We start from the raw sequence: 20,313 nt of genomic DNA, 5'->3' as shown, positions 1-20,313 counted from the left end.
GCGCTATTTTCAGCGCCTGCGAGCCAGAGTGCAACGATTAAAACAGATCGTTGAGCATTAGCCCGACGCCGACGCGCGTTTGATTAAAGTTGTAGTCGATAAGCGATTCGCCGTAGCCGCTGTAGATCTGGGTGTAAGCGCGAACATGTTTGGTGATGGGATAGCTCACCCCCAACTCCGCCCCGCCGTAGCCAGTGTTCCAGTTATATTGCCCCTGCGCGCTGAGGATCGCCTCGCCCAGCTGGTAACCCACCTTCAGGCGGTAATAGCCCATATATTTGGTGATGTCCGGGTTATCATCGGTGCTGCCCACCACATACCAGGGTTTCACTTCCACCAGCCAGTTGCCATTTTGCGCCATCAGGCGGGCATAGAGCCGGTTCCAGCTGCGCGAGGTGGGATCGGAGCGGCCATTCGAGTCGTGGTTATATCCCATTTCGATATCGCGCAACGTCCAGCCGGCAAACTGATAGTCGGTGGCAAAGCCAAGAAACAGCTGGGGTTCGTAGTTGGTTTCGCGAAACGGCGCCGACTCTTTGCTGTTGGAGAGCTGCCACCAGGACTTCTGGGTATAGGACGCGCCGAGCAGCGAATTATCCCCCAGGATGCCGCGCCACAGCGGGAAGGCGAGGCTCAGCTGAAATTTGACTTCATCTTTACGGGCATTTTCGGCCCAGTCATAGCTGCGAATCGCCTCTTTATTGAGATCGCTGGTCCATGTGTAGAGCAGATAGTTGCTTTCATAAGGGTAGAGCAGAAAAGGATTATCATGATCCTGTAGCAGGTTGGCGATAATACTGCCGCGCACTGCTGGTTTGTCGTGTACCGACGCATCCTGCGCCATAACACCAGCCGGTAGCGCGCACAGCGCCGCCAGGCAGGCCAAAGAGATACGCATGCTGGTCTCCTGATAAATAGTTTTTATTTTTGTTTAACCTGAAGACATTCTACCTGTTTATTAATCCCCTGCCCCCTAATCCACTCCGAAAGTGGAAATCAATATTTTAGAAGCATAAAATCAACATTTTATTAACGAATGGAACCGGTGTTATGTCTGAACTTACTGCCGAAGCAGCTCTGAAACTGGTGGGGGAGATTTTCGTCTATCACATGCCGTTTAACCGCGCCCTCGGCCTCGAACTGGAGCGCTATGAAAAAGCGTTTGCCCAGCTCAGCTTTAATAATCAGCCGATGATGGTCGGCAACTGGGCGCAAAGCATTCTGCATGGCGGTGTAATCGCCTCCGCGCTGGACGTCGCCGCAGGTCTGGTCTGCGTTGGCAGCACCCTTACCCGCCATGACACCATCAATGAAGAAGAGCTGCGCCAGCGGCTTTCCCGCATGGGAACCATCGACCTGCGCGTGGACTACCTGCGTCCGGGTCGCGGCGAACGTTTTACCGCGACCAGCACCCTGCTGCGCGCCGGCAATAAAGTGGCGGTAGCCCGTGTGGAACTGCATAACGAAGCTCAGGTATATATTGCCAGCGCAACAGCGACCTATATGGTGGGTTGATTGCCCAAAATCGAGTAACATCACTCTCTTTGGCAATGGATTTTACCGATGGATGCGAAACAGACGCGGTTGGGGATTATTCTGGCCCTCGCCGCCTACTTTATCTGGGGTATCGCGCCGGCGTACTTCAAACTTATCTACTATGTTCCCGCCGATGAAATTCTGACCCATCGCGTGATCTGGTCTTTCTTCTTCATGGTGGCGCTCATCAGCGTTAGCCGTCAGTGGCCGCAGGTGAAAAAGCTGCTGAAGACGCCGCGCAAGATCTTCCTGCTGGCGCTCTCTGCGGTGCTGGTCGGCGGCAACTGGCTGCTGTTCATCTGGGCGGTGAATAACCACCATATGCTGGAAGCCAGCCTCGGCTACTTTATCAACCCGCTGGTGAATATTCTGTTAGGGATGATTTTCCTTGGCGAACGTTTCCGTCGCCTGCAGTGGCTGGCGATGATCCTCGCCTTTTGCGGCGTGCTGGTGCAGCTCTGGACCTTTGGTTCGCTACCGATAATCGGCCTTGGTTTGGCCTTCAGCTTTGCCTTTTATGGTCTGGTGCGGAAGAAAATCGCTGTCGATGCGCAGACCGGCATGCTGGTGGAAACGCTGTGGCTGTTGCCGGTGGCGGCGATTTGGCTGTTCGGCATCACCGACAGCCCCACCAGCCATATGGGGCAGAACCCCTGGTCGCTCAATCTGCTGCTGATGGCGGCGGGCGTGGTGACCACCATCCCTCTGCTGTGCTTCACCGGGGCGGCAACGCGTCTGCGGCTCTCCACGCTGGGCTTTTTCCAGTACATCGGCCCGACGCTAATGTTCCTGCTGGCGGTGACGTTCTACGGCGAAGTGCCGGGCAAGGATAAAATGGTCACCTTTGGCTTTATCTGGGTGGCGCTGGCGATATTCGTGATGGATGCGGTGTATACGCAAAGGCGGGGGCGTCGGAGCTAGGACATTGCCGGATGGCGGCTCCGCCCTATCCGGCTTACAAAAGTACAGCACTCAGGCCGGATAAGCGCAGCGCATCCGGCACAACAACTACAGCCAGTTTTTACGCTTGAAGTAGAGATACGGCGCCAGGCCAGCCAGCATCATAAAGACGATCGCCCCCGGGTAGCCGAAGCTCCAGTGCAGCTCAGGCATAAATTCAAAGTTCATCCCGTAGCTGGAGGCCACCAGAGTTGGCGGCAGGAACACCACCGACACCACCGAGAAGATCTTGATGATGCGGTTCTGCTCGATGTTGATAAAGCCCATCGCCGCCTGCATCAGGAAGTTCACCTTCTGGAACAGCGATTCGTTGTGCGGCAGCAGGGATTCGATATCGCGCAGGATCTCCCGCGCCTGCTCCAGTTGGCCCGCCGGCAGGCGCGCTTTGCGCACGAGAAAGTTCAGCGCGCGCTGGGTATCCATCAAACACAGGCGGACCTTCCAGCCGATATCTTCCAGCTCCGCCAACGTCGACAGCGCTTCGTCGTACTCATCGCCCTGGTGGCCTTCCATAATCACGCGGCTCAGCTTTTCCAGGTCGCTGTAGATGTTTTCTATCTCATCCGCCAGCTGTTCGATTTTGGTCTCGAACAGATCTAACAGCAGCTCGTAGGCGTTGCCGTCCACCAGGGTCTGGTTACGCACGCGCATGCGGTAGAGGCGAAAAGCGGGCAGTTCACGCTCACGCAGCGTAAACAGGCGCCCTTCGCGGATGGTAAACGCCACGGTAGAGTTACCCGCGTGATCGTCGGCATCTTCGAAAAAGAAGAAGGAGTGGATATGTAACCCGTCTTCATCTTCAAAGAAACGCGCGGAGGCTTCGATATCTTCCAGCTCCGGGCGCGTCGCCAGGTTCTGACCCAGTTCCGTCTGCACGCGGCTTCGCTCATCGTCGTCAGGCTCGACCAGATCGACCCACACCGAGCTGGCGAGGTGCTTGATCTCATCGGCTTCCAGGCGCGTTAAACGATTGTTTTCCAGTTGAAATGCGCTCAGCATGACCGGGACTCCCAATGCAAAAAAATTATCGGACAGTTCGGTGGGCACACAGAAACAAATTGGGTTTCAGACCATTAAGCCTGACTCAGCGCGACGGGAATGGGGCAGGTCGCTGACAACCGCTAAGGCTATCAGCATAAGAGGATAGCCTTAGGAGTTGTTCCTGAATGACAGGAAGTTGAGCCAGCATCTACTGGGTGTGTCCAAGGCGAATGTCCTCTTAGCGTAATCGTGCGCGCATGTTACGCCAGCGCAAAATCGGCGTCAACACGCAACGGAACGCGAAAGCGCAAATCAGGCGCCTTAACGTATAAAGGTAGCAGAATATTACAAAATAATGATATTTTTCTTAAAGTTACACTTCCTCGAGCCGGGCGTAAGCCGCGACCAGCCATTTGATCCCCTGACCCTGAAAAGCCACCTGCAGCCGGCTGTGCTCGCCGCTGCCTTCGAGGTTGACGATGGTGCCTTCGCCAAACTTCGGATGCCGTACGCGCTGGCCTAATTTGTAGCCGGTATCGCTCTCGGCAATCGGCGCGCCCAGTCGCTGATGATTTACCGGGCGGCTCACCGTAGCCCGCAGACGCACTTCTTCTACGCACTCCTGCGGCAGTTCTCCAATAAAGCGCGACGGCCGATGGTAAACCTCTTTGCCGTACAGACGGCGGGTTTCCGCGTAGGTCAGCGTCAGCTTCTGCATGGCGCGGGTCACGCCGACGTAGGCCAGACGACGCTCTTCTTCCAGGCGGCCGCCTTCATCAAGGGCCATCTGGCTCGGGAACATCCCCTCCTCGACGCCGACGATGAACACCTGCGGGAACTCCAGCCCTTTCGCCGAGTGCAGGGTCATCAGCTGAACCGCGTCCTGCCAGGTGTCCGCCTGCCCCTCGCCCGCTTCCAGCGCGGCGTGGGAGAGGAACGCCTGCAGCGGCATCAGATCTTCATCTTCTTCGTTGTAGCTAAACTGGCGCGTCGCCGTCACCAGCTCCTCTAAGTTTTCAATACGGGTCTGACCCTTCTCGCCTTTCTCCTGCTCGTACATCGCGCGCAGCCCGGAGTCTTTAATCACCCGATCGGTCTGGACGTGCAGCGGCATATCGGTGGTCTCCTGCGCCAGCGCGTCAATCAGCTCCATAAAGCGCTGCAGGGCGCTGGCGGCGCGACCGGCCAGCGCTTTATCTTTCAGCAGCTCGCGGCTGGCCTGCCACAGCGTCAGCTGACGATCGCGCGACGTCTGACGCACCACGTCCAGCGTGCGGTCGCCGATGCCGCGGGTCGGCGTATTGACTACGCGCTCAAACGCCGCATCGTCGTTACGGTTGGCGATCAGACGCAGGTACGAGAGCGCGTCTTTGATTTCCTGGCGTTCGAAGAAGCGCATGCCGCCATAGATGCGGTACGGCATACTGGCCTGCAGAAGCGCCTCTTCCAGCACGCGCGACTGGGCGTTGCTGCGATAGAGGATGGCGCACTGCTCCAGCGCCCCGCCGTTCTCCTGCCAGGTTTTTATCCGGTTCACTACGAAGCGTGCTTCGTCGAGATCGTTGAAAGCGCAGTACAGCGAGATCGGCTCGCCGTCGGCGCCGTCGGTCCATAGCTTCTTGCCCAGGCGACCGTTGTTGTTTTCAATCAGGGCGTTGGCGGCGCTGAGGATGTTGCTGGTCGAGCGATAGTTCTGCTCAAGGCGGATGGTTTCCGCACCGGGAAAATCGTTAAGGAAACGCTGAATGTTCTCGACCTGCGCGCCGCGCCAGCCGTAAATCGACTGATCGTCATCGCCGACGATCATCACCTTGCCGGTATCGCCCGCCAACAGGCGGATCCACGCGTACTGAATGTTGTTGGTATCCTGGAATTCGTCGACGAGGATATTGGTGAAGCGCTCGCGGTAGTGCTGGAGGATATGCGGCTTATTCAGCCACAGCTCGTGGGCGCGCAGCAGCAGTTCGGCGAAGTCCACCAGCCCGGCACGATCGCAGGCTTCCTGATAGGCCTGATAGACCTTCTGCCAGGTCTGCTCGACCGGGTTGCCGTAGCTCTGAATATGATGCGGACGCAGCCCTTCATCTTTCTGGCTGTTGATGTACCACATCGCCTGACGCGGCGGCCACTGCTTCTCATCGAGGTTCATCGCCTTAATCAGACGCTTCAGCAGGCGCAGCTGGTCTTCGCTATCGAGGATTTGGAAATCCTGCGGCAGGTTGGCGTCCAGATGGTGCGCGCGCAGCAGGCGGTGGGCCAGGCCGTGGAAGGTGCCCACCCACATGCCGCCCTGGGTGGTACCCATCAGCTGGCCGATACGGTGGCGCATCTCTGCCGCCGCTTTGTTGGTAAAGGTCACCGCCATAATAGAATACGGCGAGCAGTTCTCCACGCTCAGCAGCCAGGCGATACGGTGCACCAGAACGCGCGTCTTACCACTGCCCGCCCCTGCCAGAACCAGCATGTTGGTGCGCGAGGCCGCTACGGCTTCACGCTGTTTGTCATTAAGGCTGTCGAGCAGGTAAGAAACGTCCATTGGCACCGCCGGAAGAGAAGGGGTTCCACGAACCCCTGTTAATATATACAGAGTAACTGGTGATTATATCAGCGAGGTCAGAGATGCCAACCGTGAAATTTCAATATGCGGCAGCAGGCGACTGTCCGCGGTGTGCATCAGGTCCGCGCCTTGCGGTTTGATCCAGCAGGCCTGCATGCCACAGCGCAGCGATCCGGCGACGTCAGTGGTCAGGTCATCGCCGACGTGCAGAATATGCCCGCGCGGTAAGTTCAGGCGCTCCGCCGCCAGATGGTACATGTCGGCAAACGGCTTGGAGCGGCCATCCGGCCCGGCGCGCAGCACAAAGCGGAAATAGTCGCTCAGGCCGAACAACTCTGGTCGGGCGTTGCCGTTGGTAATCGCCACCAGCGGCCACTTCTCCGCCAGCTTCGCCAGCGTATCGTGGGTCTCCTGCGGGACATCGACGCGGCTGCGCCACTGGGCGAAGTGTTCCATCGCCGCATCGGCCCCCGCTTTCGCCTCGTCGGCGGAGAGTCCGGCGTTACGCATGCCTAACTCCAGCGCACGGTGGCGCCAGACGGTCACGTCGTGATAGATCTCAGGCTCGGATGCCAACAGCGTCTGGCGCAGCTGATTAAGCTCATGGGCGTCGAACTGGCTGAGCGACGGATGGTAGCTGCGTACAAAAGCCAGCGACTCGTGCATCGTCCGGTCAATGACCGGGCGGTTATCATAAAGGGTATCGTCCAGGTCAAACGTCAGCGCGGAAATCTGGCCCAGAGGTCGGTAAAAACGCATTATTTCCCCCGTTTTGCGCGCGGATGCGCGGCATCGTACACCGAGGCAAGGTGTTGAAAGTCGAGATGGGTATAGATTTGGGTGGTGGAGAGGTTAGCATGACCCAACAGCTCCTGCACACCGCGCAGATCGCCGCTGGACTCCAGCATATGGGTGGCAAAGGAGTGGCGAAGCTTGTGCGGATGCACATGGCTGTTCAGCCCCTGCTTAATGCCCCACTCGGCGAACCGCTTCTGTACGTTGCGCGCCGAAATGCGCTTGCCCAGTTTCGACAAAAACAGCGCGTCGTCGTCAGTACCGAACAGGCCGCGTAAATCCAGCCAGTGCTCAATCCACATCACGGCGTTGCGACCGATCGGCAAGCGGCGCTCTTTGCTGCCTTTGCCCATCACCCAGACCTCGCCGCTATCGAGATCGAGATGTTTGATATCAAGGTTGACCAGCTCGGACAAACGCAGCCCCGCGCCGTACATCACCTCCAGCATCGCCCGGTCGCGCACCGCCAGCGGATCGTTGAGATCAATATCCAGCAGCCGATTGACGTCATCGACATCGATATTTTTTGGCAGGTGACGGGGAATTTTCGGCGCGGCAATCCCTTTCGCCGGATTGGCGCTGAGCTCGCCCTGGCCGACCAGCCAGTCGAAGAAACTGCGCAGCGCCGACAGGCGAAGCGCCAGGCTTGCCGGGCCTAATCCCGCGCGGCGACTGCGCACCGCAAAACTTCGCACCTGAGCGGCATCGCACTGCGACCAGCTTTTCAGACCCGCCTCATCCGCCAGGGCAATCAGCGCGTCCAGCTGTCGCTGGTAATTCAGTAACGTGATCGGGCTGAGCTGGCGTTCAACGCCAAGGTGGCGCAGAAAGCGGGCGACGGCGGAGAAGAGAGGAGAATCGGTCATGCGCGTTCAATCCAGCGCTCCAGCAGGCCGGGCAGCATCTGGGCGATCTCCTGCAGCAGCTGCGTCCCCTGTCCTGGCTGATAATGCTGCGCATCGCGGCTGCTAAAGAGCATCACGCCAGGGGCATTATCGCCGCCCAGCAGCGACATCGCCACTGACCCAATGGCTTTCGCCTCCGGCAATACCACCAGCAGCTCCGGACCGTTCAGCGGCCCAAGGTAGTGGCGCGCCTGGCCCAGACGCTGAATACGGATCGGCTCAAACGCCTGCCGGCTTAACGCCAGGTGGGTAAACTTCGAAGGCGCACCCAGGCGCCAGCTGTCAGGGAACAGGCGCACCGTGGCGCCCGCCAGCCCCAGCTCGCGCGCCCAGCGGTGAAGGCGGTTAAGCATATCGTCGAGGCTCTCCGCCGCCGCCAGCCGCGTTTGCAGCTGCAGCAGGCGCTGGAACAGGCTTTCATTGGCTACCGCCTGCTCCATCAGCAGCGACATATTCTCTTCCAGCACATGGATATGGTTACGCGCCCGCATCATGTGCCACTCCACCAGCGAAATCGTACCGCGCACCGGATGCGGGACGCGGAGATGTTCGACCTGGGCGGCATTACGAATAAAAAATTCAGGATTTTGCAACAGATAGTCCACCACTGCACGATCGTTCAATGCGCTGGCGACCTCCTGCTGTTCTTCCCCGATTGGTTTCATAAATGAATAAATCCATCATAGACATGGGCCGCCGGGCCGGTCATAAACAGCGGCTGGCCCGGGCCTTTCCAGGCGATATCAAGACGACCGCCGGGTAATTCCACACGTACCGTTTCAGCGAGCAACCCCTGCTGGATCCCCACCGCCACCGCGGCGCAAGCGCCGCTGCCACAGGCCTGGGTTTCCCCCGCGCCGCGTTCGTAGACGCGCAGACGAATATGGGACCGGCCGACCACCTGCATAAAACCGATATTCGCGCGCTCCGGAAAACGCTCATGGCTTTCCATCACCGGGCCGAGGGTTTCCACCGCCGCCGTATCCACATCATCCACCTGGATAACGCAGTGCGGGTTCCCCATGGACACCACGCCGCACAATACTGTCTGCTCGGCGGCACGCATGATATAGGTCTTTTCCGCTTTGTTGGCGCGGAACGGCACCTGGGAGGGCTCGAAGTTGGGCTCGCCCATATTCACCCGCACCAGATCGTTTTCCGTTACGCTTAATACCATACGGCCGTTGGCCGTACTCACGCGGATATCACGTTTATTGGTCAGGCCTTTCAGCCGGACGAAACGCGCGAAACAGCGCGCGCCGTTGCCGCACTGCGACACTTCGCTACCGTCGGCATTAAAGATCCGGTAATGGAAATCCAGATCCGGATCGTAGGGCGGCTCCACCACCAACAGCTGATCGAACCCGACGCCAAGGTGGCGATCCGCCAGGCGGCGAATCAGCTCCGGCGAGAAAAAAACATTCTGCGTTACCGCGTCAACGACCATAAAATCGTTGCCAAGGCCATGCATTTTAGAGAACTGCATTATCTACTCCAGTTGCGCGGAACAGAACGTTATCGTTAGTAATTGACCTGGCTCGGACCACCAGTATCGCCACGATCGTTACGATCCGGCGTTGAGCTCTGAATGCCCGGGTTAACCGGTTTGGTCGGCGGCGGCGCAGTTTTATCAGCCGGCGGGAAATAGAGAGGCCCTTTCAGACCGCAGCCGGTCAGGCTGAAGATCGCAAACAAAACGGCAAGCGTAGGAAAAACGTTTTTCATTGATAGTTGCCCGTGATTCATTCTTTCTGCTTTCTATCATCGCAGGAGAAGACGTAAAAGCAAGCCTTTAGCATCCGACTGCGCGCGCTTTTGTTTCGCGCTATACTGCGACCCATCTTCAAAAATCAAAAAAGCAGAATAAAATTATGAACGACAGTGAATTCCATCGCCTGGCCGATAGCCTGTGGATGACCATCGAAGAACGCCTGGATGACTGGGACGGCGATAGCGACATCGACTGCGAAATCAACGGTGGCGTGCTGACCATTAGCTTTGAAAACGGCAGCAAAATCATTATTAACCGTCAGGAGCCGCTGCACCAGGTGTGGCTGGCCACCAAACAGGGCGGCTACCATTTCGATCTCAAAGGCGACGAGTGGATCTGCGATCGCAGCGGTGAAACCTTCTGGGATCTGCTGGAGCAGGCGGCGAGCCAGCAGGCCGGTGAGACGGTGAGATTCCGTTAATGACATGTTTCCCGGATGACGGCGCATTGCGCCTTTTCCGGGCCAAATCTACGAGTAGCGCTGCTGCAGCACCGGCGAGGCGGTAACGTCCTGGCTGGTGGGTATCGCGGCGGCAATCGCCTGGGTGCGGAAAGGGATCACCTGGGTGCGCCCGTCCACCTCGACAATCTGATAGAACTGCGGCAGGTTGAAGTTGATAAAACTGGAGCCGTAGGTAAAACGATCGTGCGATGACGAATAGAAGCGGCTGACGTCGCGCACCAGCTCCTCTTTGCTGCCCTCGCAGTGGTGATAGACCTCAGCGCGGTTGCTCTCATCGAGAATATAGATGTTAAAGCCGCTGTCGTTGTTATCCGCGTCTTCAAAGAAGAACTGGATAATCCCTTCGCTGGCGAATCCGTCCACTACCGCCGGCAGCTTAACGTGATTGGTTTCCACCTGCACCGACAGGCCATGGAGCTTGTTGTGCGAGATAGCGCCGTAGAACTCAATGGCGTTTTCCAGCTTCTGCACCGAAACATTGAGACGCTCGAAGAACAGTCCCCAGGTCTGGCCGGAGACGCGCAGCGCTTTAAAGCGCCCGGTATCCTGACGGGTACTGGAGAGACGCAGTTCGATGCACTCGGAGATCATCTGCTGTACGCGGGTGCGGATCAGGCCGCGCAGATGCTGGCTATAGCAGAAGACCTCCACGCTGTCCGGCGGCGCGGCATCCTGATGCATTTTACCAAGGATCGTTTTCAGCGCTTCAATCATCGCCTGCTCGCCGTTGAAATGCAGCGTACGCACTTCATTCCACGAGTTGCGATACAGCAGGTCGACGCTGCCGATCAGACATTTTTGCTCTTCGCCGAAGCTGAAGACATCGAGCTTACGGAAATCGAAGTGCACCACCTGATTGCGGAAGGCCGCCGTCGGGTCATATTCGAGGTTGACGATAATCGCCAGGTGGCGAATTTCGCACGGGCTGTATAGCGCTTTTGGCGTGGGCGCCGGCAGGCGCAGCGGGAAGTGGTGCGACACATCGGCCACCATCTCCTGCAGCTTCGCCAGATCGACGATGCCGTTGCCCTTAATAAACAGGCGGGTGCGTGAGGTCAGCAGGCCGTTAAACCAGGCCCAGGCCACCAGCTTATTAAGATAACGGTTATATTCCAGCGGCTGATGGCTGATGATCGATTCCATATCCGGCGCGCGGTTGTACAGATACCAACCGGTACGGTTGGCGCGACCCGGCGGCACGTGGATAAAGGTCAGATTCGGTTCCGAGAGATCCGGCGAAATTTGCGGGTTCACCAGCGTCACTTTGCCCGGCAGCGCTTCAAAGGCCGCATACAGCTTACGCGTCAGCACGCCGATATCCTGCGGACTAGCGGAGACGCTGAGGTTATTACGTCGTGCGAAGCGGATCAGATTACGATAGCTCTGCATCATCGCATCGAGCAGTTCGTTGTGCGCCTTGCGCACTTCATCAATTTTCCAGTTCGCCCGGTTGTCGAGCATCATCAGACGCTTTTCATCCCAGCCCCACGCGTTGACCAGCTGGCTGACGACTTCGCGACGCCAGCCGACGCAGGCGCGCTCGCGGCTGAGTTTTTCGCACACTTTCAGGTAGAAGCAGCGGCGCACCAGGTCGAGACGAGTTTCATCTTCAATGGCCTGGAGGTAGGTGGTCACGCGCTCCAGCATCATGCAGTAGGGGTCGAGTCCGAAGGAGACGATCTCGCCGTCGTGCAGGCGCTGTTTGATATCTTTCGCCAGCAGGCGGTTGTTGGGGTATTCCCAGGAGTAGGCTTCCAGCAGCAGCGTTTTCAGCACCGCTTTATAGGGCGAGTCGATACTCTTATACAGCTGCCACAGGCTGGCGCCGAAGTACTCTTCCGCCGACAGTGAACTAAGGCCGCCGAGATCGAGCCACTCGTTTGGCGTCAGCACGCCCTGGGCATACAGCCCCATGACGTAATCGTCGTAATGCTCTTCTTCATCGCACGGCACCATATTCCACAGAATACGCTTGCCGGCGAGACGCACCGCGGTGCGGTAGAACTCATCGAGCAGTAAAATATGCTGGGTCGAACCGCAGTCTTCGCCGCCGAGGCTGCCGCTTTCGTTATGGCGGAAGCGGTTTTCGTCGATCAGGAAGAAGCTGACTTCCACGCCGAGCGAGGCCGCCCAGCTCTCAAGCAGGCTGCATTTTCGCTGCAGCAGCTGGCGCTCTTCGCTATCCAGCCAGGCCTGGTGACATACCCAGATATCAAGATCGGAAGAACAGCTCTGGCCGACGGAGGAGGTACTGCCCATCGAGTAGACGCCGGTGATCGGCAGCTCGCCTTTTGGCGGCTCCTGGGTCTGCATGCCGCGATGCAGTTCCAGTTCTTCAAGATAGTGGCGTTGGGTTTCATCAGGCGTGTAGAGGCAAATGCCACGGGGAACGTTACCGTCAAGGTAACCCGGCATCAGCGGGTGATGATAATGTAATAACGTTGGCAGTAGACTGTAAACCTGCTGGAAAGCGGGTCCCATGGCAGCAAGCGCGCGATCCACGCGCAATTGGTTGATGGCATCCAGTCTCTGTTTCAGTGTCTCAATATAGAGGTACAAGACATATCGCCTGATGTTCAAAAACCCGAGGTACAATAGTACGGAGGATTTCAGTATTTCAACAAAAACCGTCACCATTCGTCGTCGGTGTGGTTGTGATGAGCAGCGGACGGACAAATGGTTTAAAACGTGATCAATTTAACACCTTGCTCATTGACCGTAAAGAAAGATGCGCTACATACAAGTGTAGCACCGTTTATTACCTGTAAATTCCTCACTACGCCTCCGGCAACCGCCACGCGCATGAAAGGTTAAAAAAGAGTGGGCCGGAGCTATCTCCCACATAAACCGTGAAAACTAACATCCGCAAGACAACAATGTTAGGATGGTTAGTGGTCGACAATGACGGTAACAAGCATGTTAGACAAAGTTTTGAAAATTGCCACACGGCAAAGCCCGCTTGCGCTATGGCAGGCGCAATATGTTAAAGCGCGCCTCGAACACGCGCATCCCGGACTGAAGGTCGAGCTGGTGCCGATGGTCACTCGCGGGGATGTCATCCTTGATACTCCGCTGGCAAAGGTGGGTGGCAAGGGCTTATTTGTGAAAGAGTTAGAGCTTGCCATGCTCGAAGGGCGCGCCGATATCGCCGTTCATTCGATGAAAGATGTGCCGGTGGAATTCCCGGAGGGACTGGGGCTGGTGACTATCTGCGAGCGCGACGATCCGCGCGACGCGTTTGTCTCCAATCACTATGCCTCGATTGATGAACTCCCGGCCGGCAGCGTCGTTGGCACATCAAGTTTACGCCGTCAGTGCCAGCTGGCCGCCACTCGTCCGGACCTGGTGATCCGCTCTCTGCGCGGTAACGTCGGTACCCGGCTGAGTAAGCTGGATAACGGCGAGTATGACGCCATCATCCTCGCCGCCGCCGGCCTGAAGCGCCTGCAGCTCGAGGCGAGAATTCGCCAGCCGCTGTCGCCGGAGCAATCCCTGCCGGCGGTCGGCCAGGGTGCGGTCGGCATCGAATGCCGTCTCGACGATGCATGGACCCAGGGGCTGCTAGCGCCTCTCAACCATACGGAAACGGCAGTGCGCGTGCGCGCCGAGCGGGCGATGAACACTCGTCTCGAAGGCGGCTGCCAGGTGCCGATTGGCAGCTATGCGGAACTCGTCAACGGCGAACTGTGGCTGCGGGCGCTGGTTGGCGCCCCGGATGGTTCGCAGATGGTACGCGGCGAACGGCGCGGGCCAGCAGAGCAGGCCGAAGCGCTCGGCATCTCGCTGGCGGAAGAGCTCCTGGATAACGGCGCGCGCGACATTCTCGCGGCAGTTTATGATGGAGAAGCCCCACGATGAGCATCCTGGTCACTCGTCCATTACCGCAAGGAGAAGCGCTGGTCAGCCGTCTGCGGGCCATGGGACGCGTGGCCTGGGGCTTTCCGCTGATAGAATTTACGCCTGGCCGGGAGCTTCCCGCGCTGGGCGACGCGCTTGCCCGCCTCGGGCCTGACGATCTGCTGTTTGCGCTGTCCCAGCATGCGGTGGAGTTCGCCCATGCCCGCCTGCAGCAACAGGGGCTGCCCTGGCCCACTTCCCCACGCTATTTTGCCATTGGCCGCACGACGGCGCTGGCCCTGCATACGGTCAGCGGGCAGCATATCCATTACCCGTTAGATCGGGAAATTAGCGAAGTCTTGCTACAATTACCTGAATTACAAAACATTGCCGGGAAAAATGCGCTGATCTTACGCGGCAATGGCGGGCGGGAACTCTTAGGCGCGACGCTGACCGAGCGCGGCGCCAGGGTCACATTTTGTGAATGTTATCAACGTAGTGCAAAGCATTACGATGGCGCAGAAGAAGCGATGCGCTGGCAATCTCGCGGGGTCACCACGCTGGTGGTCACCAGCGGCGAGATGCTGCAGCAGCTATGGTCGTTAATACCGCAATGGTATCGCGAACGGTGGCTCCTGCACTGCCGCGTTGTCGTTGTCAGCGAACGTTTGGCCCTTCAGGCCCGGGAGCTGGGCTGGCAGGAGATTCAGGTTGCCGATAGCGCCGACAACGATGCGCTGCTACGCGCATTACAATAACTCTCAACATTGGAAGCCATAATGACGGAACAACAAAATCAATCCGCCGTGGTTGAAGAGACCAGGGAGGCCGTGGAGACCACACCACAGCCAGAGAACACTGATAAGAAGAAGGCTGGCAACAAAACCAGCCTGGCGCTCAGCGCGATCGCTATCGCCATTGCGATAGCCGCCGGTATCGGTCTGTATGGCCTGAACAAACAGCAGGCCTCGCGTCAAAACGAAACCACCTCTGAATTATCAAGCCAGGTCGCGGCGCTGCAAAAAGCGCAGGAGAGCCAAAAAAGCGAACTGGAAGGCATTATCAAACAGCAGGCCGACCAGCTAAACGAAGCCAAACACCAGCAGGAGACGCTGGCCAAACAGCTGGACGAAGTCCAGCAAAAAGTGGCGGTCATTTCCGGTAGCGACGCCAAAACCTGGCTGCTGGCCCAGGCCGACTTCCTCGTCAAGCTGGCGGGACGTAAGCTGTGGAGCGATCAGGATGTCACCACCGCCGCCGCGCTGCTGAAAAGCGCCGACGCCAGTCTCGCCGACATGAATGACCCGAGCCTGATCGGCGCCCGCCGGGCGATTACCGACGACATCGCCACTCTCTCCGCGGTGAACCAGGTGGACTACGACGGCATGATCCTCAAGGTTAATCAGCTGGCGAACCAAATCGATAACCTGCGGCTGGCGGATAATAACGATGACGATTCGCCGATGGATTCTGATAGCGATGAGCTCTCCAGCTCCATCAGCGAATGGCGCATCAATCTGCAGAAAAGCTGGCAGAATTTTATGGACAGCTTTATCACCGTGCGCCGCCGCGATGAAACGGCGGTCCCGCTGCTGGCGCCGAATCAGGATATCTATCTGCGGGAAAATATTCGCTCTCGCCTGCTGGTCGCCGCGCAGGCGGTGCCGCGTCATCAGGAAGAGACCTGGAAACAGTCGCTGGATAACGTCTCGACCTGGGTACGCGCCTATTACGATACCGATGACGCCACCACTAAAGCCTTCCTTGAAGAGGTGGATAAACTCAGTCAGCAAAGCATTACCATGACGGTGCCGGAGACGCTGCAGAGCCAGGCGTTGCTGGAAAAACTGATGCAGACCCGGGTGCGTAATCTGATGGCGCAGCCTGCCGTTTCCGCGGGCGGCGCGCCCGCACCTGCACCGTCTGCACCTGCTGCACCGGCCGCCCCCGCTGCGCCGCAAGGAGAGTAACGCATGCTGAAAATTCTTTTACTCTTCGCACTGTTGATCGCCGGGATCGTGCTTGGCCCGATGATCGCCGGCCATCAGGGCTACGTCCTGATCCAGACTGATAACTACAATATCGAGACCAGCGTGACCGGGCTGGTGATTATCCTGATCCTCGCCATGGTGGTGCTGTTCGCCATTGAATGGCTGCTGCGCCGCATTTTCCGCACCGGGGCGCATACGCGCGGCTGGTTTGTCGGCCGTAAACGCCGTCGCGCGCGTAAGCAAACCGAGCAGGCGCTGCTTAAGCTGGCGGAAGGTGATTACCAGCAGGTTGAGAAGCTGATGGCGAAAAACGCCGATCACGCCGAACAGCCGGTGGTGAACTATCTGCTGGCGGCGGAAGCGGCCCAGCAGCGCGGCGATGAAGCGCGGGCTAACCAGCATCTGGAGCGCGCCACCGAACTGGCGGGCGATGATCTGATCCCGGTGGAAATCACCCGCGTTCGCCTGCAGCTGGCGCGCAATGAAAATCACGCCGCGCGCCATGGCATCGATAAGCTGCTGGAGATCACCCCGCGTCATCCGGAAGTGCTGCGCCTCGCCGAACAGGCTTATACCCGCACCGGCGCCTGGCAGTCGCTGCTGGATATCATTCCGTCGATGGCGAAAGCTAACGTCGGCGATGAAGAGCACCGCGCCGCGCTGGAACAGCTGGCGTGGGTTGGCCTGATGGACAAAGCGCTGGCCGATGGCGGCAGCGAGGGGCTGCGTGAATGGTGGCGCAACCAGAGCCGTAAAACGCGGGCGCTGGTGCCGCTGCAGGTGGCGATGGCCGAGCGCCTCATCGAGAGCGACGATCACGATACCGCGCAGCAAATTATCATTGATGGTCTGAAGAAACAGTATGACGACCGTCTGGTGATGCCGATCCCGCGCCTGAAGACCAATAACCCGGAACAGCTGGAGAAAGTACTGCGCCAGCAGATCAAAGCCGTTGGCGACCGTCCGCTGCTGTGGAGCACCCTGGGCCAGTCGCTGATGCGGCACGGTGAATGGCAGGAGGCCAGCATCGCCTTCCGCGCCGCGCTTAAGCAGCGTCCGGATGCCTTTGATTACGCCTGGCTGGCCGATGCCCTGGATCGCCTGCATCAGCCGGAGGAAGCGGCCACCATGCGCCGCGATGGCCTGCTGCTGACGCTGCAGAATAACCCTCAGCAATAACCTGGTCTGGCTATCGCCTCCTGCGGGGCGATAGCGCTTCTCCCCCGCCTTCGCGTTGACGATCCCCTGAAAGAAAAAAACGCCTGCGCTGAAATCAGGGCAGGCGTTAAAACAGGTCTGTTTGACAACAAATTGGGTGCTTCACTCAACGTAATGTCCATGGTGTTTGATGAGGCATAAATGCGACATCTGTCAGTGGACGATAAGCACCGTAAGAACGGCTCTGCATCATTCCGGAGTTTATGAGGCACGAAGGCGAACATAAGAGATGGAATGAGCATCTACCCGGTTATTATCGCACAGGATCCGGGGAAATTGCATCTACCACAGTGATGAATTGAGAGTTTTCCTGACGCGTATTCTTAAGCAAAGAGAAGATTTTTTATCAGCAAGATCAGGGGAATAAGTCATGGCAGGAAATAACAGAAAACAAAAAACCCCGCCGAAGCGGGGTTCAAAATTGGTCGGCGAGAGAGGATTCGAACCTCCGACCCACTGGTCCCAAACCAGTTGCGCTACCAAGCTGCGCTACTCGCCGAAATACTGCTTTTTGAATTTTTAGTTCAATTCGTTAAAGTCGTGGTGCGAGGGGGGGGACTTGAACCCCCACGTCCGTAAGAACACTAACACCTGAAGCTAGCGCGTCTACCAATTCCGCCACCTTCGCAAATTCACAACTCTATCAAATAATGGGGTGGCTAATGGGATTCGAACCCACGACAACTGGAATCACAATCCAGGGCTCTACCAACTGAGCTATAGCCACCACTGCAAACCTTTTACGCGGTATTAAAACCACCGCAGCTCCAGCACCGGGTTAATGGTGCGCCCGACAGGATTCGAACCTGAGACCTCTGCCTCCGGAGGGCAGCGCTCTATCCAGCTGAGCTACGGGCGCTTAGCGCCGTTGCGGGGTCGGATAATACGGACTTCCTCCCCCGCTGTCTAGTGCCTTTTTAAAGAAAATTATCGTTTGCTCATGCTTTGTTCGTTTTGACGCTTATTCAGCCGGATTATTGATTTGTCCCTGTCTTCCGAGGCCAAACACCTTATAAATCAGGGTAACGGCAGCAAGGAAAATAATACCGACAAAGAGCGACATCCGGGTTTCATCATTCAGCCCCATCCCGACCAGCACGCAGATCAGGAAAGCCATGGTGAAATAGTTGGCCCACGGAAACAGCAGCGAACGGAACGGATGGCTGGCTATCGCTGCCTGATGTACGCGACGGAAACGCAGCTGACTAATCAGGATCACAAACCACGGCACCATCCCCGGCAGGACGCTGGCGCTATAGACATAGACAAATACCCGCTGGGGATTAGGAATGATGTAATTCAGGCAGGAGCCTACCAGCAGGATCAGAATCGACAGCGCCACGCCGACGGCAGGAACACCGTTGCGCGATACCTTACCGATCGCCGCCGGCAGCTGACGGTTCTTCGCCAGGGCGTACAGCATACGTCCGCAGCTGTACATCCCGCTGTTGCAGCCGGAAAGCGCCGCCGTCAGCACCACGAAGTTGATAATCCCCGCCGCGGCGGTAATACCGATTTTGGCAAACGTCAGTACGAACGGGCTGCCGTTGGAGCCGATTTGATCCCATGGGAAAATGGTGACGATAACGAAAATCGCGCCGACGTAGAAAATCAGGATCCGCCACAGCACTTTGCCCACCGCGCTGCGTAACGTGACCTGCGGATTTTTCGCTTCACCTGCGGTAATGCCGATGAGCTCCACGCCCTGATATGACGCGACCACGATACACAGCGCCGTCAGGAAGCCCTTCCAGCCGCCGGCAAAGAAACCGCCATGTTCGGTCAGGTTGCCAAAACCGATGGAGTGGCCGCCATTGCCAAAGCCGAAGAAAATGACGCCCAGGCCCACGACGATCATCACAATAATGGTGGTCACTTTAATCATGGCGAACCAGAACTCGATTTCACCGTACAGCCGGACCGCCGCGAGGTTTGCCAGCGCCACCAGCCCCACGGCAATTAATGCCGGTATCCACTGCGCCATCTCCGGGAACCAGAACTGCACATAGACGCCGATGGCGGTAATCTCCGAGATGCCCACCGCCATCCACATAAACCAGTACGACCACGCGGTCAGGTAGCCGAAGAAGGGGCTCATATAGCGATGCGCATACACCGCGAAAGAGCCGGTGACGGGCTCAAGGAACAGCATTTCGCCCATTGAGCGCATAATGAAAAAGACGAACAGGCCAGCGATAATGTACGCCAGCAGCACGGAAGGTCCAGCCCACTTCAGCGTACTGGCCGCCCCCATAAACAACCCCACGCCAATCGTCCCACCAAGAGCGATCAGTTCAATATGCCGGGCCTCCAGTCCACGCTGGAGCTCCGCTTTTTTCTCAGTCATATATCCTCTTGTGTTTGCCGTATTCCGGGTACTCCCGGTTATTGTTATTAACTGAACTCATAGCCTTGCCGACGCGCAGGTCTCCCCCGCGCGTATAAAGCCTGCGAATGGTTAATTAATTTTGCGGAAATGGCAAATAAAGTATCAGGCGAGTGAAGAGATTACACAGAATATGTATGCAAACTCGCCTGGTTGCAGTGGAATATCAGAGCTTACCGGAATAATGCCAACGTAAATAGCGCAGTAGGCGGAACTGTCTCTTGATGCGGCTCGGCTGTAAAAGCAGACGATAAAACCATTCCAGCCCCAGATCCTGCCAGAACTTCGGCGCCCGATGCACGTGCCCGGTGAAAACATCGTAAGTGCCGCCGACGCCCATATACAGCGCGTGCGGGTACAGACGCCGACAGTCGCGCATAAAGATCTCCTGACGCGGGGACCCCATGGCGACGGTGACGATTTTCGCCCCGCTGTCGCGAATGCGTTCGAATAATGCCTGGCGCTGTTCAGGAGCAAAATAGCCGTCCTGGGTGCCGACGATATTCACCTGCCAGCGCTGGCGCAGGCTGGACGCCGTCTGCGCCAGGACTTCAGGTTTACCGCCGACCAAAAACACCGGTGTGCCTTCAGCGCCGGCGCGCTGCATTAACGCTTCCCAGAGATCGGCCCCTGCCACGCGGGACACCTGGGCTTGCGGATATTTTTTACGCAGCGAACGCACCACGCTGATGCCATCCGCATATTTAAACTCCGCCGCCTCAATCAGCGCCCGCACCTCCGGGTTATCCTCTACGGCCAGCATTTTCTCGGCATTAATCGCCACTAGCGTCCCCTCGCGGAGAACGCCGTCGGCATACAAATAATCCAGAGCGTGCTGCATATCGCGCCAGCCTATGAGCTGCAGCCCTCTTAACAGGTACAACGGCGCGGAAATGGTCCCAGTCATGTCCAT

At 57.8% G+C, this 20,313-nt stretch carries 19 protein-coding genes and 4 tRNA genes; 7 read left to right on the top strand and 16 right to left on the bottom strand.

Going from position 1 to position 20,313, the window contains the following annotated elements; translation table 11 throughout:
* Positions 1–37: 37 nt before the first annotated feature.
* Positions 38–898, bottom strand: coding sequence for a phospholipase A (gene pldA, locus KHQ24_RS18215; protein ID WP_004886777.1), 861 nt, complete (start codon positions 896–898; stop codon positions 38–40).
* A 152-nt stretch (positions 899–1,050) separates the two neighbouring features.
* On the opposite strand from pldA, the gene yigI reads away from it, so the two are divergent.
* Positions 1,051–1,515, top strand: coding sequence for an acyl-CoA thioesterase YigI (gene yigI / locus KHQ24_RS18210; protein WP_002883404.1), 465 nt, complete (start codon positions 1,051–1,053; stop codon positions 1,513–1,515).
* Positions 1,516–1,563: 48 nt separating this feature from the next.
* Entirely contained in the window at positions 1,564–2,457 is an 894-nt protein-coding gene (gene rarD, locus KHQ24_RS18205) for an EamA family transporter RarD (protein WP_017899396.1), read from the top strand.
* An 87-nt stretch (positions 2,458–2,544) separates the two neighbouring features.
* On the opposite strand, the gene corA is transcribed toward rarD, so the two are convergent.
* From corA to lptM, 8 genes are all read right to left on the bottom strand, one after another.
* Complete coding sequence (gene corA, locus KHQ24_RS18200) at positions 2,545–3,495, bottom strand: magnesium/cobalt transporter CorA (protein ID WP_002883400.1); 951 nt, start codon at positions 3,493–3,495, stop codon at positions 2,545–2,547.
* A 150-nt stretch (positions 3,496–3,645) separates the two neighbouring features.
* On the bottom strand, positions 3,646–3,702 hold the full coding sequence (gene ysgD, locus KHQ24_RS24595) for a YsgD/CorL family protein (RefSeq protein WP_349815745.1): 57 nt from the start codon (positions 3,700–3,702) through the stop codon (positions 3,646–3,648).
* 148 nt (positions 3,703–3,850) lie between these two features.
* Entirely contained in the window at positions 3,851–6,013 is a 2,163-nt protein-coding gene (uvrD, locus tag KHQ24_RS18195; RefSeq protein ID WP_004886784.1) for a DNA helicase II, read from the bottom strand.
* A gap of 63 nt (positions 6,014–6,076) precedes the next feature.
* The gene (gene yigB, locus KHQ24_RS18190) at positions 6,077–6,793 is read right to left on the bottom strand and encodes a 5-amino-6-(5-phospho-D-ribitylamino)uracil phosphatase YigB (RefSeq protein ID WP_135683899.1); all 717 of its coding nucleotides are present in this window, start codon (positions 6,791–6,793) and stop codon (positions 6,077–6,079) included.
* Positions 6,793–7,695, bottom strand: coding sequence for a tyrosine recombinase XerC (gene xerC, locus KHQ24_RS18185; protein ID WP_043521016.1), 903 nt, complete (start codon positions 7,693–7,695; stop codon positions 6,793–6,795). Before xerC ends, yigB begins: the two co-directional genes overlap by 1 nt.
* Complete coding sequence (locus KHQ24_RS18180; RefSeq protein WP_004886790.1) at positions 7,692–8,399, bottom strand: DUF484 domain-containing protein; 708 nt, start codon at positions 8,397–8,399, stop codon at positions 7,692–7,694. The genes xerC and KHQ24_RS18180 overlap by 4 nt, the downstream gene beginning before the upstream one ends.
* Complete coding sequence (dapF, locus tag KHQ24_RS18175) at positions 8,396–9,220, bottom strand: diaminopimelate epimerase (RefSeq protein ID WP_135683901.1); 825 nt, start codon at positions 9,218–9,220, stop codon at positions 8,396–8,398. The genes KHQ24_RS18180 and dapF overlap by 4 nt, the downstream gene beginning before the upstream one ends.
* Positions 9,221–9,255: 35 nt before the next feature.
* A complete protein-coding gene (gene lptM, locus KHQ24_RS18170) occupies positions 9,256–9,459 on the bottom strand; it encodes an LPS translocon maturation chaperone LptM (protein ID WP_004886794.1) in 204 nt (67 codons plus the stop codon).
* A gap of 146 nt (positions 9,460–9,605) precedes the next feature.
* Between lptM and cyaY the strand changes: the two genes are divergently transcribed.
* Entirely contained in the window at positions 9,606–9,926 is a 321-nt protein-coding gene (gene cyaY / locus KHQ24_RS18165) for an iron donor protein CyaY (RefSeq protein WP_004886799.1), read from the top strand.
* A 48-nt stretch (positions 9,927–9,974) separates the two neighbouring features.
* Here the strand turns inward: cyaY and cyaA are convergent, their stop codons facing one another.
* On the bottom strand, positions 9,975–12,527 hold the full coding sequence (gene cyaA / locus KHQ24_RS18160) for a class I adenylate cyclase (protein WP_002883383.1): 2,553 nt from the start codon (positions 12,525–12,527) through the stop codon (positions 9,975–9,977).
* A 357-nt stretch (positions 12,528–12,884) separates the two neighbouring features.
* On the opposite strand from cyaA, the gene hemC reads away from it, so the two are divergent.
* The 4 genes from hemC to hemY are packed head-to-tail and all read left to right on the top strand — an operon-like array spanning position 12,885 to position 16,975.
* On the top strand, positions 12,885–13,826 hold the full coding sequence (gene hemC / locus KHQ24_RS18155) for a hydroxymethylbilane synthase (protein ID WP_004886804.1): 942 nt from the start codon (positions 12,885–12,887) through the stop codon (positions 13,824–13,826).
* Entirely contained in the window at positions 13,823–14,563 is a 741-nt protein-coding gene (gene hemD, locus KHQ24_RS18150; RefSeq protein WP_017899402.1) for a uroporphyrinogen-III synthase, read from the top strand. The genes hemC and hemD overlap by 4 nt, the downstream gene beginning before the upstream one ends.
* A 21-nt stretch (positions 14,564–14,584) precedes the next feature.
* A complete protein-coding gene (gene hemX, locus KHQ24_RS18145) occupies positions 14,585–15,775 on the top strand; it encodes a uroporphyrinogen-III C-methyltransferase (RefSeq protein WP_048293969.1) in 1,191 nt (396 codons plus the stop codon).
* Between the two features lie 3 nt (positions 15,776–15,778).
* Positions 15,779–16,975, top strand: coding sequence for a protoheme IX biogenesis protein HemY (gene hemY, locus KHQ24_RS18140; RefSeq protein ID WP_004886811.1), 1,197 nt, complete (start codon positions 15,779–15,781; stop codon positions 16,973–16,975).
* A gap of 461 nt (positions 16,976–17,436) precedes the next feature.
* Here hemY and KHQ24_RS18135 read toward each other — a convergent pair.
* The 6 genes from KHQ24_RS18135 to wecG all read right to left on the bottom strand — a co-directional run bounded on the left by KHQ24_RS18135 (position 17,437) and on the right by wecG (position 20,307).
* A tRNA-Pro gene (locus KHQ24_RS18135) sits at positions 17,437–17,513 on the bottom strand.
* A gap of 42 nt (positions 17,514–17,555) precedes the next feature.
* Positions 17,556–17,642, bottom strand: a tRNA-Leu gene (locus KHQ24_RS18130).
* 23 nt (positions 17,643–17,665) lie between these two features.
* A tRNA-His gene (locus KHQ24_RS18125) sits at positions 17,666–17,741 on the bottom strand.
* 55 nt (positions 17,742–17,796) lie between these two features.
* Positions 17,797–17,873: transfer RNA gene (locus KHQ24_RS18120), tRNA-Arg, on the bottom strand.
* A 102-nt stretch (positions 17,874–17,975) separates the two neighbouring features.
* Positions 17,976–19,361: a bifunctional threonine/serine APC transporter ThrP gene (thrP, locus tag KHQ24_RS18115; protein WP_004886813.1), complete on the bottom strand. Its 1,386-nt coding sequence runs from the start codon at positions 19,359–19,361 to the stop codon at positions 17,976–17,978.
* Positions 19,362–19,566: 205 nt separating this feature from the next.
* On the bottom strand, positions 19,567–20,307 hold the full coding sequence (gene wecG, locus KHQ24_RS18110; protein ID WP_004886818.1) for a lipopolysaccharide N-acetylmannosaminouronosyltransferase: 741 nt from the start codon (positions 20,305–20,307) through the stop codon (positions 19,567–19,569).
* Between the last annotated feature and the right edge of the window lie 6 nt (positions 20,308–20,313).

This window comes from Klebsiella sp. 54 (assembly GCF_018223875.1).
Lineage (GTDB): Bacteria > Pseudomonadota > Gammaproteobacteria > Enterobacterales > Enterobacteriaceae > Klebsiella > Klebsiella quasipneumoniae.
The sequence above is the reverse complement of the archived record's forward strand: the minus strand, read 5'-3'. Positions and strand labels throughout refer to the sequence as shown.

What these genes read in the sequence shown, in the direction of transcription:
- pldA (WP_004886777.1), bottom strand. Translation starts at nt 898, where the DNA reads ATGCGTATCTCTTTGGCCTGCCTGGCGGCGCTGTGCGCGCTACCGGCT.
- yigI (WP_002883404.1), top strand. Translation starts at nt 1,051, where the DNA reads ATGTCTGAACTTACTGCCGAAGCAGCTCTGAAACTGGTGGGGGAGATT.
- rarD (WP_017899396.1), top strand. Translation starts at nt 1,564, where the DNA reads ATGGATGCGAAACAGACGCGGTTGGGGATTATTCTGGCCCTCGCCGCC.
- corA (WP_002883400.1), bottom strand. Translation starts at nt 3,495, where the DNA reads ATGCTGAGCGCATTTCAACTGGAAAACAATCGTTTAACGCGCCTGGAA.
- uvrD (WP_004886784.1), bottom strand. Translation starts at nt 6,013, where the DNA reads ATGGACGTTTCTTACCTGCTCGACAGCCTTAATGACAAACAGCGTGAA.
- yigB (WP_135683899.1), bottom strand. Translation starts at nt 6,793, where the DNA reads ATGCGTTTTTACCGACCTCTGGGCCAGATTTCCGCGCTGACGTTTGAC.
- xerC (WP_043521016.1), bottom strand. Translation starts at nt 7,695, where the DNA reads ATGACCGATTCTCCTCTCTTCTCCGCCGTCGCCCGCTTTCTGCGCCAC.
- KHQ24_RS18180 (WP_004886790.1), bottom strand. Translation starts at nt 8,399, where the DNA reads ATGAAACCAATCGGGGAAGAACAGCAGGAGGTCGCCAGCGCATTGAAC.
- dapF (WP_135683901.1), bottom strand. Translation starts at nt 9,220, where the DNA reads ATGCAGTTCTCTAAAATGCATGGCCTTGGCAACGATTTTATGGTCGTT.
- lptM (WP_004886794.1), bottom strand. Translation starts at nt 9,459, where the DNA reads ATGAAAAACGTTTTTCCTACGCTTGCCGTTTTGTTTGCGATCTTCAGC.
- cyaY (WP_004886799.1), top strand. Translation starts at nt 9,606, where the DNA reads ATGAACGACAGTGAATTCCATCGCCTGGCCGATAGCCTGTGGATGACC.
- hemC (WP_004886804.1), top strand. Translation starts at nt 12,885, where the DNA reads ATGTTAGACAAAGTTTTGAAAATTGCCACACGGCAAAGCCCGCTTGCG.
- hemD (WP_017899402.1), top strand. Translation starts at nt 13,823, where the DNA reads ATGAGCATCCTGGTCACTCGTCCATTACCGCAAGGAGAAGCGCTGGTC.
- hemX (WP_048293969.1), top strand. Translation starts at nt 14,585, where the DNA reads ATGACGGAACAACAAAATCAATCCGCCGTGGTTGAAGAGACCAGGGAG.
- hemY (WP_004886811.1), top strand. Translation starts at nt 15,779, where the DNA reads ATGCTGAAAATTCTTTTACTCTTCGCACTGTTGATCGCCGGGATCGTG.
- thrP (WP_004886813.1), bottom strand. Translation starts at nt 19,361, where the DNA reads ATGACTGAGAAAAAAGCGGAGCTCCAGCGTGGACTGGAGGCCCGGCAT.
- wecG (WP_004886818.1), bottom strand. Translation starts at nt 20,307, where the DNA reads ATGACTGGGACCATTTCCGCGCCGTTGTACCTGTTAAGAGGGCTGCAG.